At 68.0% G+C, this 14,153-nt stretch carries 14 protein-coding genes; 11 read left to right on the forward strand and 3 right to left on the reverse strand.

Annotation, left to right across the window (positions count from 1 at the left end):
* The first annotated feature begins 3 nt into the window (after positions 1-3).
* Together AC1U2B_RS01175 and AC1U2B_RS01180 are read left to right on the forward strand one after the other, a co-directional pair.
* Positions 4-1,185: an NAD(P)/FAD-dependent oxidoreductase gene (locus AC1U2B_RS01175; protein WP_480215373.1), complete on the forward strand. Its 1,182-nt coding sequence runs from the start codon at positions 4-6 to the stop codon at positions 1,183-1,185.
* A gap of 55 nt (positions 1,186-1,240) precedes the next feature.
* The gene (locus tag AC1U2B_RS01180; RefSeq protein WP_043393193.1) at positions 1,241-1,510 is read left to right on the forward strand and encodes a metal-sensitive transcriptional regulator; all 270 of its coding nucleotides are present in this window, start codon (positions 1,241-1,243) and stop codon (positions 1,508-1,510) included.
* Positions 1,511-1,528: 18 nt separating this feature from the next.
* On the opposite strand, the gene AC1U2B_RS01185 is transcribed toward AC1U2B_RS01180, so the two are convergent.
* The gene (locus AC1U2B_RS01185) at positions 1,529-2,221 is read right to left on the reverse strand and encodes a cupin domain-containing protein (RefSeq protein ID WP_043393196.1); all 693 of its coding nucleotides are present in this window, start codon (positions 2,219-2,221) and stop codon (positions 1,529-1,531) included.
* Between the two features lie 172 nt (positions 2,222-2,393).
* Between AC1U2B_RS01185 and AC1U2B_RS01190 the strand changes: the two genes are divergently transcribed.
* The 7 genes from AC1U2B_RS01190 to AC1U2B_RS01220 all read left to right on the forward strand — a co-directional run bounded on the left by AC1U2B_RS01190 (position 2,394) and on the right by AC1U2B_RS01220 (position 10,177).
* Positions 2,394-2,600, forward strand: coding sequence for a hypothetical protein (locus AC1U2B_RS01190; RefSeq protein ID WP_043393199.1), 207 nt, complete (start codon positions 2,394-2,396; stop codon positions 2,598-2,600).
* A 57-nt stretch (positions 2,601-2,657) separates the two neighbouring features.
* On the forward strand, positions 2,658-4,001 hold the full coding sequence (gene pafA / locus AC1U2B_RS01195; protein WP_043393204.1) for a Pup--protein ligase: 1,344 nt from the start codon (positions 2,658-2,660) through the stop codon (positions 3,999-4,001).
* A 69-nt stretch (positions 4,002-4,070) separates the two neighbouring features.
* Positions 4,071-5,060 (forward strand): helix-turn-helix transcriptional regulator, encoded by a 990-nt coding sequence (locus AC1U2B_RS01200; RefSeq protein WP_043986644.1) that lies wholly within the window; start codon positions 4,071-4,073, stop codon positions 5,058-5,060.
* Positions 5,057-6,037, forward strand: coding sequence for a helix-turn-helix transcriptional regulator (locus AC1U2B_RS01205; RefSeq protein ID WP_480215374.1), 981 nt, complete (start codon positions 5,057-5,059; stop codon positions 6,035-6,037). Before AC1U2B_RS01200 ends, AC1U2B_RS01205 begins: the two co-directional genes overlap by 4 nt.
* 31 nt (positions 6,038-6,068) lie before the next feature.
* Complete coding sequence (gene tatA / locus AC1U2B_RS01210) at positions 6,069-6,326, forward strand: Sec-independent protein translocase subunit TatA (protein ID WP_043393213.1); 258 nt, start codon at positions 6,069-6,071, stop codon at positions 6,324-6,326.
* 61 nt (positions 6,327-6,387) lie between these two features.
* Positions 6,388-7,335: a twin-arginine translocase subunit TatC gene (gene tatC, locus AC1U2B_RS01215; protein WP_043393216.1), complete on the forward strand. Its 948-nt coding sequence runs from the start codon at positions 6,388-6,390 to the stop codon at positions 7,333-7,335.
* Positions 7,319-10,177, forward strand: a complete 2,859-nt coding sequence (locus AC1U2B_RS01220) for a DEAD/DEAH box helicase (RefSeq protein ID WP_480215375.1) — start codon at positions 7,319-7,321, stop codon at positions 10,175-10,177. Before tatC ends, AC1U2B_RS01220 begins: the two co-directional genes overlap by 17 nt.
* Before the next feature lie 7 nt (positions 10,178-10,184).
* On the opposite strand, the gene AC1U2B_RS01225 is transcribed toward AC1U2B_RS01220, so the two are convergent.
* Positions 10,185-11,063 (reverse strand): MBL fold metallo-hydrolase, encoded by an 879-nt coding sequence (locus AC1U2B_RS01225; RefSeq protein WP_480215376.1) that lies wholly within the window; start codon positions 11,061-11,063, stop codon positions 10,185-10,187.
* A 158-nt stretch (positions 11,064-11,221) separates the two neighbouring features.
* Between AC1U2B_RS01225 and AC1U2B_RS01230 the strand changes: the two genes are divergently transcribed.
* Positions 11,222-11,962 carry a DUF4333 domain-containing protein gene (locus AC1U2B_RS01230; protein ID WP_480215377.1) on the forward strand — a complete coding sequence of 247 codons (741 nt, stop codon included), beginning with the start codon at positions 11,222-11,224 and terminating at the stop codon, positions 11,960-11,962.
* Between the two features lie 73 nt (positions 11,963-12,035).
* On the opposite strand, the gene AC1U2B_RS01235 is transcribed toward AC1U2B_RS01230, so the two are convergent.
* On the reverse strand, positions 12,036-13,004 hold the full coding sequence (locus AC1U2B_RS01235; RefSeq protein ID WP_480215378.1) for a 5'-3' exonuclease: 969 nt from the start codon (positions 13,002-13,004) through the stop codon (positions 12,036-12,038).
* Positions 13,005-13,021: 17 nt separating this feature from the next.
* Here AC1U2B_RS01235 and AC1U2B_RS01240 point away from each other — a divergent pair, with 17 nt between their 5' ends.
* Positions 13,022-14,146 carry a M24 family metallopeptidase gene (locus AC1U2B_RS01240; RefSeq protein WP_071286033.1) on the forward strand — a complete coding sequence of 375 codons (1,125 nt, stop codon included), beginning with the start codon at positions 13,022-13,024 and terminating at the stop codon, positions 14,144-14,146.
* Positions 14,147-14,153: the final 7 nt, after the last annotated feature.

Here is a 14,153-nt window from a genome sequence, read left to right on the forward strand (position 1 = left end):
AGCATGAAAAACAGCAAGTTGGTCATCCTCGGCGCCGGTATCGGTGGCCTGTCCGTCGTCAAGGAACTCGCCGAATCCGGTGTGGCTCTTGATGATCTCGACGTCACCATCGTCGACGAGGACTTCTCGCACTTCCTCGGCTTCACCCTGCCGTGGGTGCTGCGCGGTTGGCGCGAGGAAGGCACCGTGCCCATCGAGCCCACGGTTTCCGCTCTGCGCGGCGTCAACACCGTCACCGGAACCGTTGCCGACGTGGATCATTCGGCCCGCATGGTCAAGTTGGCCGACGGCACCGACATCGCCTTCGATGCACTGATCATCGCCACCGGTGCCCGCAATGTCATCGACAAGGTTCCGGGTCTGCGGGACGCCGTCGACGCCGGATCGGCCGTGCACTACTACAGCGCTGATGCCGCGGCTGCCGCGCACGCCGCGCTGGAGCGATTCTCCGGTGGCAGGCTCGTCTTCCTGGTCACGTCGTTGCCGTACCGCTGTCCTGTCGCGCCCTACGAGGGTGCGCTGCTGGCCGCGGACCTGTTGCGTGACAACGGCCATCGTGAGTCGACCGACATCACGGTGTACACCCCGGAAAAGCAGCCCATGCCGTCGGCGGGGCCGTACGCCGGGCTGGAACTGGTGGAGATGTTGGGCGCCAACAACATTGCTTTCCACGGCGAGCATGCGGTCGAGCGCATCGACGCCGAGCAGAAGGTGATCCACTTCGCCGACGGCGCCAGTGCCGAGTTCGACCTGCTGGTGTTCGTCCCGCCGCACGAGCCGGCCGTGACGCTCGACGGCATGGGCTGGATCGCCGTCGACACCGATATGGCCACCGGGTACCCGGGCATCTTCGCCATCGGTGACACCGCCGCGGTGAACGCGGAGTCCGGTCGGACGGTGCCCAAGGCGGCGATCTTCGCCAAGAACGGGGCAAAGGCCGCTGCCCGCAATGCCCTGCACTACCTCGGCCGGGTCGACGACGGCGCCGCGCTGTCGGGTGAGGGCTACTGCTACATCGACGTCGGTGGGCACGTCTCGGCTCAGGGCAAGGGCAACTTCTTCGCGACGCCCCATCCGGTGATCCATCTGACCGAGCCGTCCGAACTGCTGCACCACGACAAGCAGGCCGAGGAAGACGACTGGCGGGCGCTGTGGGAGCGCGCCGCCGTGCCGTCCGGCCGCTGATACCCTGTGGGGTATAGCGGATCGGGCCGGAAAACTAACGAAAGGTAGGTGCGACATGGTCGGTGATGAAGAGGCCATGGCCGCCGTCCTGGCCCGGTTGCGTCGGGCGCAGGGGCAGTTGGCCGGAGTCATCTCGATGATCGAGCAGGGTCGGGAGTGCAAGGACATCGTCACGCAACTGGCGGCGGTATCGAAGGCGCTGGACCGCGCCGGGTTCAAGATCGTCGCCACCGGCCTGCGCGAATGCCTGGCCGGGAACGCCGAGGATGGTCGTGCACCGATGACCGAGGCCGAGCTGGAGAAGCTGTTCCTTTCGTTGGCCTAGCTGCACTGTTCAGCGGGGTCAGGCGGTCGGTCGCTTGATGATGGTGAGCGACTGATCGATCTGCTTGAACTTGGTGAAAGTGTCCGCGGGCACACCGAACACCACGCTGAGCACATCGGGCGGCAGCTTGCTGATGGACGCGCCGATCCCGATGTCGTCCTTGCCCTCTTCGGTGCTCGCGTTGAAGACGATGAGCAGATCGAGTTCTTGGGTGCCCTTGTTCTCGAAGTAGTGCAACGAGCCTTGCGGGGCGAACACCACATCGCCCACGTTGGCTTCGAAGTGTTCGGAATGTCCGAGCGGGTCGAGCAGTGTCCAGGTCGCCACGCCGCGCGTGATGACGTTTATCTCCCAGGCGCTGGGATGCCAGTGTGGCTCGCGGATACCACCGGGCTCGAGCGTCACCATCACGACGCTGGCTTCCTGTCCCATCAGTATCGGCCAATTGCCTTCGTACGCTTGGCGTAGCGTTCCGCCGTCGAACTGCGTCTTCTGTAGTGCGCCGAGGTGGAACATGTGTGGCTGCGCGGTGTTCAGTTCGGCAGGGATGCGTGGATTGCCGAAACGGCCGGCTTCTGGGTTCACGGCTGTCTCCTGGGTGTTGTTGCGGGGCAAGGGGGATGAGAACGCGTGGTCGGCACCTGCGCCGGCGATCGCCGCCACGCCGACAGCGCCGGCTCCGCCGAGCATCGTGCGTCGATTGATCATCATGTGGTCAGCGTGGACCGCGGCGGGCTCGCTGTCGTCAGCGCTGACCCCCAGGTGTATCTACCGGCTGGCTGCAATACGGAATGGGTGCCTGCGGTAGCGACTTTTGCCTGCTCGGAGCCGACGATTGAGTCAGTCCGAAAACGGACGAGCACTCTGACAGAAGGCGCCGATCATGAAGAACCCGATCAAGTTCATCGCTCCCGGACTGGCCGCGGCCGGCATCGCCGGCGCGCTCCTGCTGGCACCGATCGCCAGTGCGAACACCGACCCGCTGGTGCCCAACGGGACCGATCCGCATTCGTCGTACGTGCTGGGCGAGCACTTCTCCAACCACGACGAGGCCAATCAGACCGCGGGCAGCTTGGACGTCCCGTTCTGATCGTGCCGACTTGACCCGGCTCCGTGCCCCCCCCCCCCGGGGGGGGGGCGACGGATCATGGGAATCGAGACCGAGTTTGGCGTGACCTGCACGTTTCATGGTCACCGCCGGCTCAGCCCGGACGAGGTAGCGCGGTATCTGTTCCGGCGAGTGGTGTCCTGGGGCCGCAGTTCCAACGTCTTTCTCCGGAACGGCGCGCGCCTGTACCTCGATGTGGGTAGCCACCCCGAGTACGCGACGGCCGAATGCGACAACCTGGCGCAGCTGGTCACCCACGACCGCGCCGGTGAGCGCGTGCTGGAAGACCTGCTGGTCGACGCCGAGCAGCGGCTGGCCGACGAGGGCATCGGCGGCGACATCTACCTGTTCAAGAACAACACCGATTCGGCCGGCAACTCCTACGGTTGCCACGAGAACTACCTGATCGTGCGGGCCGGCGAGTTCTCCCGGATCTCCGACGTGCTGCTGCCGTTCCTGGTCACGCGCCAGCTGATCTGCGGCGCAGGCAAGGTGCTGCAGACCCCGAAGGCCGCGACCTTCTGTCTGAGCCAGCGGGCCGAGCACATCTGGGAGGGCGTCTCCAGCGCCACGACGCGCTCGCGCCCGATCATCAACACCCGCGACGAGCCGCACGCCGACGCCGAGAAGTACCGCCGGCTGCACGTCATCGTCGGCGACTCCAACATGTGCGAGGCCACCACCATGCTCAAGGTGGGCAGCGCCTCGCTGGTGCTGGAGATGATCGAAGCAGGCGTCCCGTTCCGGGACTTCTCGCTGGACAACCCGATTCGGGCCATCCGCGAGGTCAGCCACGACCTGACCGGGCGCCGCGCCGTGCGGCTGGCGGGCGGGCGGCAGGCCTCGGCGCTGGACATTCAGCGCGAATACCACTCGCGCGCCATCGATTACCTGCAGACCCGCGAGCCCAACGTGCAGCTCGAGCAGGTCGTCGACCTGTGGGGCCGGCAGCTCGACGCCGTCGAGAGCCAGGACTTCGCCAAGGTCGACACCGAGATCGACTGGGTGATCAAGCGGAAGCTGTTCCAGCGCTACCAGGATCGCTACAGCATGGAGCTGTCCGACCCCAAGATCGCCCAGCTGGATCTGGCGTACCACGACATCAAGCGTGGTCGCGGTGTGTTCGACCTGTTGCAGCGCAAGGGATTGGCCGCCCGGATCACCACCGACGAGGAGATCGACGCGGCAGTCAACACGCCGCCGCAGACCACCCGGGCCAAGCTGCGCGGCGAATTCATCACGGCCGCACAGGAAGCCGGGCGCGACTTCACCGTCGACTGGGTGCACCTCAAGCTCAACGACCAGGCGCAGCGCACCGTGCTGTGCAAGGACCCGTTCCGGTCGGTCGACGAGCGGGTGAACCGGCTGATCGCCAGCATGTGACGGGCACGTCCGTCGCGCCGGGCGCGCCGGTAACAGGGCAGCCCACAGCAACCACTTAGTCTGTTGGACGTGGCGACGTCCAAGGTAGAGCGGTTGATGAACCTCGTCATTGCGCTCCTGTCCACCCGTAGTTACCTGTCCGCGGAGCAGATCCGGGCCAACGTCACCGGCTACCAGGACCCGCCGACCGACGAAGCGTTCTCCCGCATGTTCGAACGGGACAAGAACGAGCTGCGCGATCTCGGCATCCCGCTGGAGACCGGCCGCGCCTCGATGATGGACGTCAACGACGGCTACCGCATCAATCGCACCGCGTACGAGTTGCCGCCTGTCGAGCTCACCGGCGATGAGGCAGCCGTCGTCGCCATCGCCACGCAGCTCTGGGAGTCGCAGGAGATGGTGACCGCCACCCAGAGCGCGCTGCTCAAGCTACGGGCCGCGGGGGTGGACGTCGACGCGTCCGACGCCGGCGTCGCGATCACCACCGGGGCCGCCCCGGGCCTGCGCGGCTCGGAGGAGGCGCTGGGAATTCTGTTGTCCGCCATCGACTCCGGACGTGCTGTGCAGTTCGCGCATCGACCGAACCGGAGCGCGCCGTACATCGACCGCACCCTCGAGCCGTGGGGCGTGGTCACCTACCGCGGCCGGTGGTACGTCGTCGGGCACGATCGGGACCGCAACGCGGCGCGCACCTTCCGGGTATCGCGCATCGGCGATGGCGTGCGTGCGGTGGGACCCGACCGCGCCGTCACCCGGCCGGACGGGGTCAACCTGCGCGACATCGTGCACCGGGCGGTCGCCGAATGGCCGGCCGGTGAGCTGGCCCGGATCTGGGTGGCCGACGGCAGGGGGACGGCACTGCGCCGGCAGGCCGTCAGCACCACACCCAGCGCGCGCAATGGGCGCGGCGGCGACGAGGTCGTCGTCGACATCGGCATGGTCGACCGGCTGGCCCGCGAGGTCGCCGGTTACGGCGCCGACGCCGTGGTGCTGGAGCCGGAATCATTGCGAGACAATGTGATCGGCCGGCTGCGGGCGCAGGCGGGGGAGGGCGCATGAGTAACGTGTCGAACCGCTTGGTGCGGCTCTTGAACATGGTTCCGTATTTCCAGGCGAACCCGCAGATCAGCCACGACGAGGCGGCCGCCGAGCTGGGCGTGACCCGCAAGCAACTGCTGGCCGATCTCAACCAGCTGTGGATGTGCGGCCTGCCCGGCGGGCTCCCCGGCGACCTGATCGACCTGGACTTCGAAGGCGACACCATCGAGGTGATCTTCTCGGCCGGGATGGACCGGGCGCTGCGCCTCACCTCCCCGGAGGCCACCGGTGTGCTGATGGCGCTGCGGGCGCTCGTCGACGTGCCCGGTGTCGTCGACCCCGACGTGGCGCGCAGCGTGATCGCCAAGATCGAGGCCGCCGCCGGCACTGCCGGAGCGATCGCGGCGTCGGTGCCGGCCCCCGATATCACCGGCGATGCCGAGAACAAGGCCACCGCGGTGGTGCGGGCCGCGGTCCGGGACAAACGGGCGTTGTCCCTCGAGTACCACTCGGCTTCGCATGACACCGTCTCGCAGCGCACCGTCGACCCGATCCGGGTGGCCCTGATCGGCGACCACAGCTACCTGGAGGCGTGGTGCCGCACCGCCGAGGGCGTGCGGCTGTTCCGCTTCGACCGCATCGTCGACGCCACCGCCCTGGACGAACCGGCCGCACCGCCGGCGCCCGCCGTGCAGGCCGGGCCCGACACGTCGCTGTTCTCCGCCGACACCGCGGATCCGACGCTGCCCGTGGCGACACTGCTGATCGACGTGTCCGCGTCGTGGATGTTCGACTACTACCCGCTGGCAGCGCAGCGGGAGATTCCCGACGGCAGCTGGGAAGCCACCATGACCTACGCGTCGGACGAGTGGATGGCCCGTTTCGTCCTCGGTTTCGGTTCGGCGGTCCGAGTCCTTGACCCGCCGGCGCTCGCCGACCGCGTGCGCGAGTCCGCGGTGGCGGCGCTGGCGGCGTATGAACCCGGCCTTGGCGAGTAGACTCGGCCTCAACTTCTGGAGGTGACCCAAATTGGGCGGTTTGCAACCGTGGCACTGGTTGATCGTCATCGCGGTGTTCGTGCTGCTCTTCGGCGCGAAGAAGCTGCCGGACGCCGCGCGTTCGCTTGGCAAGTCGATGCGCATCTTCAAGTCCGAGTTGAAGGAAATGCAGTCGGACAGCACGTCGGAGCAGTCAGCGGCTCCGCGTCCCATCACTGCTGAACGCGTCGAGAACCCGGCACCTGCACCGCAGGCAGCGCCGGATGCCGCGGACAAGCACCCGGCCTGACCTTTTGCCGTGATCCCGCCGCAGGCCAGCGCCCGCGGCGGTCGGCTCCTCTCATACTCACGTGCCAGCATCTGGAATCTTCCGAAAGCTTGACCCGCGCCGTCGACGGTCGCGGGTCAATCCTGACGGCACCATGTCGCTCGTCGATCACCTCGAGGAGCTGCGGACACGGTTGCTGATCGCGGTCATCGCGGTCCTGTTGACGACCGTCGTCGGCTTCCTCTGGTACGGGCACGGCTTCTTCGGATTCCCCAGCCTCGGTGACTGGCTGCGCGGCCCGTACTGCTCCCTGCCGGCGTCGTCGCGCGCGTCGATCGCCCCGGACGGGGAGTGCCGGCTGCTGGCCACCGCGCCGTTCGATCAGTTCATGCTGCGGCTCAAGGTCGGCATGGCGGCGGGCATCATCCTGGCCTGCCCCGTCTGGCTGTACCAGATCTGGGCGTTCATCACCCCTGGCCTGTACAAGAAGGAACGGCGCTTCGCGTCGCTGTTCGTGGGCGTCGGTGCGCTGCTGTTCGTGTCGGGCTCGGTCCTGGCCTACGTGGTGCTGTCGACGGCGTTGTCGTTCCTGCTGACCGTCGGCAGCGACGTGCAGATCACCGCACTGTCCGGTGACCAGTACTTCGGCTTCCTGATCAACCTGCTGGTCGTGTTCGGCATCAGCTTCGAGTTCCCGCTGCTGATCATCATGCTGAACATGGTCGGGGTGCTCACCTACGAGAAGCTCAAGGCCTGGCGCCGCGGGCTGATCTTCGGCCTGTTCGTCTTCGCCGCGTTCGTGACACCCGGCTCGGATCCGTTTTCCATGCTGGCGCTGTCACTGGCGTTGACCGTGCTGCTGGAAATGTCGATCCAGGTGGCCCGGTGGCACGACCGGCGCAAGGCCCGGCGCGAGGCCGAGGCTGTTCCCGACGACGAGGCCGCCCCGATCGGGTCGGTCGAACCCATCGATGCGCCTTCTGCCGTGCCTACTCCGACCCGGCTGACCATCGATGACGACGCCACCTGAGTCGCAGGCGGCGGTGCCGCCAGAATCCGCACCGGCGCCTGACGCCGAGCCGGGTCCTCAGCTGCGCGACTTCGCCGCGGGCCTGTCGTTCACCCTTGACCCCTTTCAGACCAACGCCTGCATCGCGCTCGAGAACGGTCGCGGTGTCCTGGTCTGTGCCCCGACCGGTGCCGGCAAGACCGTCGTCGGCGAGTTCGCGGTGCATCTGGCGTTGGCCGCCGGGCGGAAGTGCTTCTACACCACGCCGATCAAGGCGCTGAGCAACCAGAAGCACAACGATCTGGTGGCCCGCTACGGACCCGAACGCATCGGCCTGCTCACCGGCGACCAGGCGATCAACGGTGACGCCGACATCGTGGTGATGACCACCGAAGTGCTGCGCAACATGCTCTACGCCGATTCGCACGCACTGCACGGCCTGGCCTATGTGGTGATGGACGAGGTGCACTTCCTGGCCGACCGCATGCGTGGCGCGGTGTGGGAGGAAGTGATCCTGCACCTACCCGACGAGGTCCGGCTGGTCAGCCTGTCGGCGACGGTGAGTAACGCCGAGGAGTTCGGCGGCTGGATTCAGACTGTTCGCGGTGACACGACCGTCGTCGTCGACGAACACCGCCCGGTGCCGCTGTGGCAGCACATGCTGGTGGGCAAGCGGCTCTTCGACCTGTTCGACCTGTCCAAGGGCGCCGACGGAGGCAAGGGTGGCGGCAAGGGTAGGGCCCGCGTCGATCCGGAGTTGTTGCGGCACATCGCGCATCGTCGCGAGGCGGACCGGCTCATGGACTGGCAGCCCCGGGGACGCAGCGGAGACGGGCGCGGACGTTCCGGCGGCCGGCCCGCGATGTACCGGCCACCGAGCCGGCCCGACGTCATCGGCACGCTGGACCAGGCCGGGCTGCTGCCGGCCATCACGTTCGTGTTCTCGCGCGCCGGGTGCGATGCCGCGGTCAAGCAGTGCCTGCGTTCCGCGGTGCGCCTGACCAACAAGGCCGAACGCGACCGGATCGCCGAGATCATCGACCGGCGGTGTGCCGATCTGGCCGAGTCCGATCTGGTGGTGCTCGACTATCACGAATGGCGCGAAGGCCTGCTGCGCGGCCTGGCCGCCCACCACGCCGGACTGTTGCCGGTGTTCCGGCACACCGTCGAGGAGCTGTTCACCGCCGGTCTGGTGAAAGCCGTCTTCGCCACGGAGACACTGGCTTTGGGCATCAATATGCCGGCCCGCACCGTCGTGCTGGAACGGCTGGTCAAGTACAACGGCGAGCAGCACGCCCCGTTGACGCCGGGGGAGTACACCCAGCTGACCGGACGCGCCGGGCGCCGCGGCATCGACATCGAGGGCCACGCCGTCGTGTTGTGGCATGCCACCGACGAGATGGCCGATCCCGCCCAGGTCGCCGGTCTGGCGTCGACCCGAACGTTCCCGCTGCGCAGTTCCTTTGCGCCGTCGTACAACATGACCATCAACCTGGTTCAGCACATGACGCCGGCGGCGGCGCACCGACTGCTCGAGCAATCCTTCGCGCAGTACCAGGCGGACCGGTCGGTGACCGGGTTGGTGCGCGGTATCAAGCGCGGTGAGCGGATGCTCGCCGAGATTGCAGCCGAGCAACGCGAGAGTTCGGATTCAGCGCAGGGTGTCGATTGGAACTCCGTGCTGGAGTACGCCCGGCTGCGGGCGACCATCACCGAACGTGAGCGGGCGCAGTCTCGAGCCGGCCGCTTGACTCGGCGCAAGGGCATCAACGATGCGCTGGCCGCGCTGAAGCGTGGTGACGTCATCGCCATCGGCCTCGGCCGCCGCAGTGGCCTGGCCGTGGTGCTGGAGGAGGCTTTCGACGCGGACGATCCGCGGCCGCTGGTGCTGACCGAACATCGTTGGGCGGGAAGGATTTCCGCTGCCGACTACGCCGGGACGTCGCAGCGTCTGGGCAGCATGTCCCTGCCCAAGCGGGTGGAACACCGGCAGCCGAAGGTGCGCCGTGACCTGGCATCGGCGCTGCTGAGGGCGGCCGACGCCCTGGACGTGCCATCGGTGCGCCGCAGTCGCGGTTCTGCTGACGAGACACCGGACATCGACCCGGAGCTCGCCGGTCTGCGGGAGCAGATGCGCCGTCACCCCGCGCATCAGCTGCCCGACCGCGAGGCGAAAGTGCGTGCGGCCGAACGCTATCTGCGCATCGAACGCGACAACGACCAGACCCAGCAGAAGGTCGCCGCGGCCACCAACTCGCTGGCTCGCACCTTCGACCGGATCGTGTCGCTGCTCAGCGAGCGTGGCTTCATCGAAGGCGCCGACGGCGAACCGGCGGTGACCGACGACGGCCGGCTGCTGGCCCGGATCTACAGCGAGAGCGACCTACTGGTCGCCGAGTGTCTGCGCGGCGGCGTGTGGGACGGTCTGAATCCGGCCGAACTGGCCGCGGTGCTGTCGTCGGTGCTCTTCGAGTCACGTGGTGACGGCCCCACGGTGCCGCCGGGCGCCGAGCAGGCCACCGACGAGGTGCGCCGCGCGCTGGCCAAGACCCGTCGGCTGTGGACCGACATCCGCGGCGATGAGCGCCGGCACCGGCTCCCGTTCAGCCGTGAACCTGACGGCGGTTTCGTGGCCGCCATGTACAGCTGGGCGACGTACGGCGATCTGACCGCGGCGCTGCTGATGTCCGACAACGGCAACGGAAATGCTTTGCCCGCAGGCGATTTCGTGCGGTGGTGCCGTCAGGTGCTGGATCTGCTCGACCAGGTGCGGCTCGCCGCGCCGTCGCCGCAGCTGCGGGTGACGGCCAAGCGGGCCATCGGGGCGGTGCGCCGCGGCGTGGTGGCCATCGACACCATGTGACCGGCCGTCAGGCCAGGCCCAGATCCAGCCAGTCATCGACCATGAACCGGTCACCGCGCGCCACGATGGTCGCGCCGCCGTGGCCCGCATAGTGCGCCGGGACCACTGCCGCCCGCCGCCGCGCCGCCTCGGTGAACACCCGCTTGCGGGTGACGGTGGCCTCGGCCGCGTTGACGTCGTAGGCGCACGGATCATCGGGCCGGGGAATCTGGATCGGGCAGTGCGTCAGGTCGCCGACGAACACGGCCGGCTTGCCGGCATCCAGCCACAGCACCGACGAGCCGGGCGTGTGGCCGGGCGCGGGGCGCAGCCACACCGAATCGCTCAGTTGGTAGTCGCCGGAGAACAGCTCCGTCTGGTCGGCCACGGGGATGACGCTGTCCTCGAACACCGTTCGCATCTCGTCGGTGGTATCGGGGTTGTCGGGCGCGAAGAACCGGTGATCCGCTTCGGGCATCAAGTAGCGGGCGTTCGGGAACGTCGGCGCCCAGGCGCCATCGACCAGTTGGGTGTTCCAGCCGACGTGGTCGGTGTGCAGGTGCGTGTTGAGGACGACGTCGACGCCGCCCGGGTCGATTCCGGCCGCCCGCATGTTGTCGAGGAACGGTGTGCTGAGGTGATCGAGCGGCGGCATGTGCGGCCGGTGCCGGTCGTTGCCCGCGCCGGTGTCGATGACGATGGTCAGCCCGTCGACCTGCAGCACCCAGCTTTGAATGGCGATGCGGAACAGGTCGGTCTCGGGGTTCCAGAACCGTGGGACCAGCAGGTCGGCCTCGGCGTGCCAGGCCTCCGGCGGCGTCGACGGCCACAGTGACGTGGGGATCTGCACCTGGGTTTCCGCGACGCGGGTCAAGGTGGCATTGCCGAGCCGGATTTGGTCCGTCATACCGCGAGAGTAAGGCCGGGCGTTCGCCAGCTGACGGCCAGACACGCGCGCCACGGAAGACTGTGCAGGTCATCCACAAACGGTTGCACCGGTAGTGTGGTTGACCAGCACCCCGGAGTCAGTGACATCCGGGTAGGGGAGAGCACCGAGGAGAAACGATGAGCGGTCCAGAGGGAACTGACCCGTCGCAGCAGTGGCAAGGTCAGCAGCCCGCTTGGGGTCAGCCGGCGCCCAGCGCCGAGCAGCCGACCACTGCCGCCCCGGCGTGGGGGCAGCAGCCGGCCTATAACCCCGAGCAGTACCAGCAGCAGTACCCGGCGGGTCAGCCTGGTGCCGCGCAGCCAGGAGCGCAGCAGGTGCCGGGCTATCCGCAGCAGCAATACCCGGGTTACCCGCAGCAGGGCTACCCGCAGGCCGGTGCCTACGGGCAGCCGCAGTACGGACAACCGCAGTACGGGCAGCCGGGACAGTACGGCCAGCCGGGACAGTACGGTCAGCCGCAGTTCGGTGAGGGCGCCGCGGGTCAGCAGTTCGACCAGCAGTTCGGCGCGCCGGCGGGCAAGAAGTCCAACAAGGCACTGCTGCTCATCGGTGGCGTCGTGGCCGCCGTCATCGTCGCGGTCGTCGGCGTGCTCGGATTCCTGTGGCCCGGCTTCTTCGTCACCACCAAGCTCGACATCAACGCCGCGCAGTCCGGCGTGCAGAAGATCCTGACCGACGAGTCCACCGGTTACGGCGCCAAGAACGTCAAGGACGTCAAGTGCAACAACGGCACCGACCCTGAGGTCAAGTCCGGCCAGACCTTCGACTGCGACGTGAGCATCGACGGCACCAAGCGCACCGTCAAGGTCACCTTCAAGGACGACAAGGGCACCTACGAGGTCGGCCGCCCGAAGTAGCGGTTCTCTCGCGAACAGACACAAAACTGCCCCTTTTCGTTTGGAAAGGGGCAGTTTTGTGTCTGCTCGCGAGCTACAGCTTGTCCAGGGCCTTCTGGAGCCGCGCGATCGAGTTGGTGACGCCGTACGTGCCGGCCAGCTCGGCCACGCGCTGTGGGTCGCGGGCGACCAGCGGCAGGGCATCCGAATCGGTGGACATGGACACCGGCGCATCGGTCGCGACCCGGACGACGGGCAGTGCGGCGGCGATGTAGTCGGTCGCGGCGAGCAGTTTCTTGCGTTGTGCCGCAGCCATTTTGGAGGCTGAGTCCTGGGCGGCGGCCTCGATCGCCGTGAGTGAGCCATAGGTCTGCAGCAGAGTGGACGCCGTCTTCTCGCCGATGCCGGCGACCCCTGGCAGTCCGTCGGACGCATCGCCGCGCAGCAGGGCCAGCTCGGCGTACGCGGCGCCGGCGCGATCCAGCGGGACGCCGTAGGTCTCGGCGACCTCGGCGGGCCCGTAGAGCACTGCCTTGGCCAGGCCGCGGCCGATATAGAACACCCTGATTCCTGGCGCGTCATCGCTGGCGAGCTGCAGCAGGTCGCGGTCGCCGCTGACCACGATCGCCGGGTCGGTCCGTTCCCGGGTGGCCAGCGTGCCGAGCACGTCGTCGGCCTCGAAGCCCGGTGCGCCCGCGGTGGCGATGCCGAACGCGTCGAGCAGTTCCATGATCATCGCGACCTGGGGCGTGAGGTCGTCGGGCACCTCTTCGATGTCGGGGTCGTCGCCCGGCACCTCTTCGACCACCCGGTGTGCCTTGTAGGACGGGATCAGGTCGACCCGCCACTGCGGCCGCCAATCCAGGTCCAGGCACACCACCAGGCGGCCGGGGCGGTGCTGGGTGACCAGGGCCGCGATGTTGTCGAGGAAACCGCGGACCGCGTTGACGGGGCGGCCGTCGGGCGCCGTGATCGAGGACGGCACCCCGAAGAACGAGCGGAACCACATGCTGGCGCCGTCGAGGAGCAGGATCGGCTGGGTTCCGGGGATGTCGATCGGCATCGCACTAGCCTATTGCCATGAGTTCAGGCCGATTCAACACCGACGTCTATGCCGCGCGTCTGCGCTCGGCCGCCGCTGCTGCCCACGCCGCCGGCCTGGCCGGTTTGGTCATCACCCCGGGGTACGACCTCCGGTACCTGGTGGGGTCGCGGGCGCAGACCTTCGAGCGGCTGACGGCGCTCGTGGTGCCGGCGGACGGTTCGACACCGACGGTCGTGGTGCCGCGGCTGGAACTGGCCTCGCTCAAGGAGTCGGCGATCCTGGAACTGGGCCTGGCGGTTCAGGATTGGGTCGACGGCGACGACCCCTACGCGCTGGTGGCGGCCGCGCTGCCGGGCAGCGCCGTCGCGGTCACCGACGCCATGCCCGCGCTGCACCTGCTGCCGCTGGCATCGGTCCTCGGTGCGGTGCCGGTGCTGGCCACCGATGTGCTGCGGCAGTTACGAATGGTCAAGGACCCCAGCGAGATCGACGCTCTGGCGAAGGCCGGCGCGGCCATCGACCGGGTGCACGCGCGGGTGCCCGAGTTCCTGGTGCCGGGACGCACCGAGGCCGACGTGTCCGCGGACATCGCGGAAGCGATTGTCGCCGAAGGCCATTCGGAGGTGGCGTTCATCATCGTCGGCTCGGGGCCGAACGGGGCGGACCCGCACCACGAATGCTCCGACCGTGAACTACAGGTCGGCGACATCGTCGTCGTCGATATCGGCGGTCCGGTCGAGCCCGGCTACAACTCGGACTGCACCAGGACCTACAGCATCGGTGAACCCGATCCCGTGGTGGCGCAACAGTATTCGGTGCTGCAACGCGCGCAGGCCGCGGCGGTGGCCGCGGTCCGGCCGGGGATGACCGCCGAGCAGATCGACGCGGCGGCCCGCGACGTGCTTGCCGCAGAAGGGCTTGCCGAGGTGTTTGTCCACCGCACGGGCCACGGCATCGGCCTGTCGGTCCACGAAGAGCCCTACATCGTGGCGGGCAATGGGTTGACGCTGGAGCCGGGCATGGCGTTCAGCGTCGAGCCCGGTGTCTATTTCGCGGGGCAGTGGGGCGCGCGGATCGAGGACATCGTCGTCGTCACGGACGACGGCTGCGTGTCCATGAACAACCAGCCGCACGAACTGGTTGTGGTGCCCGTTTCGTAAGGGTTGT

Source organism: Mycolicibacterium sp. P4_G11, from assembly GCF_056555145.1.

Excerpts from the sequence above, each read along its gene's own strand:
- AC1U2B_RS01220 (WP_480215375.1), top strand. The coding sequence starts at position 7,319 with ATGACGACGCCACCTGAGTCGCAGGCGGCGGTGCCGCCAGAATCCGCA.
- AC1U2B_RS01180 (WP_043393193.1), top strand. The coding sequence starts at position 1,241 with ATGGTCGGTGATGAAGAGGCCATGGCCGCCGTCCTGGCCCGGTTGCGT.
- AC1U2B_RS01185 (WP_043393196.1), bottom strand. The coding sequence starts at position 2,221 with ATGATGATCAATCGACGCACGATGCTCGGCGGAGCCGGCGCTGTCGGC.
- AC1U2B_RS01240 (WP_071286033.1), top strand. The coding sequence starts at position 13,022 with ATGAGTTCAGGCCGATTCAACACCGACGTCTATGCCGCGCGTCTGCGC.
- AC1U2B_RS01230 (WP_480215377.1), top strand. The coding sequence starts at position 11,222 with ATGAGCGGTCCAGAGGGAACTGACCCGTCGCAGCAGTGGCAAGGTCAG.
- AC1U2B_RS01225 (WP_480215376.1), bottom strand. The coding sequence starts at position 11,063 with ATGACGGACCAAATCCGGCTCGGCAATGCCACCTTGACCCGCGTCGCG.
- AC1U2B_RS01190 (WP_043393199.1), top strand. The coding sequence starts at position 2,394 with ATGAAGAACCCGATCAAGTTCATCGCTCCCGGACTGGCCGCGGCCGGC.
- AC1U2B_RS01205 (WP_480215374.1), top strand. The coding sequence starts at position 5,057 with ATGAGTAACGTGTCGAACCGCTTGGTGCGGCTCTTGAACATGGTTCCG.
- AC1U2B_RS01175 (WP_480215373.1), top strand. The coding sequence starts at position 4 with ATGAAAAACAGCAAGTTGGTCATCCTCGGCGCCGGTATCGGTGGCCTG.
- AC1U2B_RS01235 (WP_480215378.1), bottom strand. The coding sequence starts at position 13,004 with ATGCCGATCGACATCCCCGGAACCCAGCCGATCCTGCTCCTCGACGGC.
- pafA (WP_043393204.1), top strand. The coding sequence starts at position 2,658 with ATGGGAATCGAGACCGAGTTTGGCGTGACCTGCACGTTTCATGGTCAC.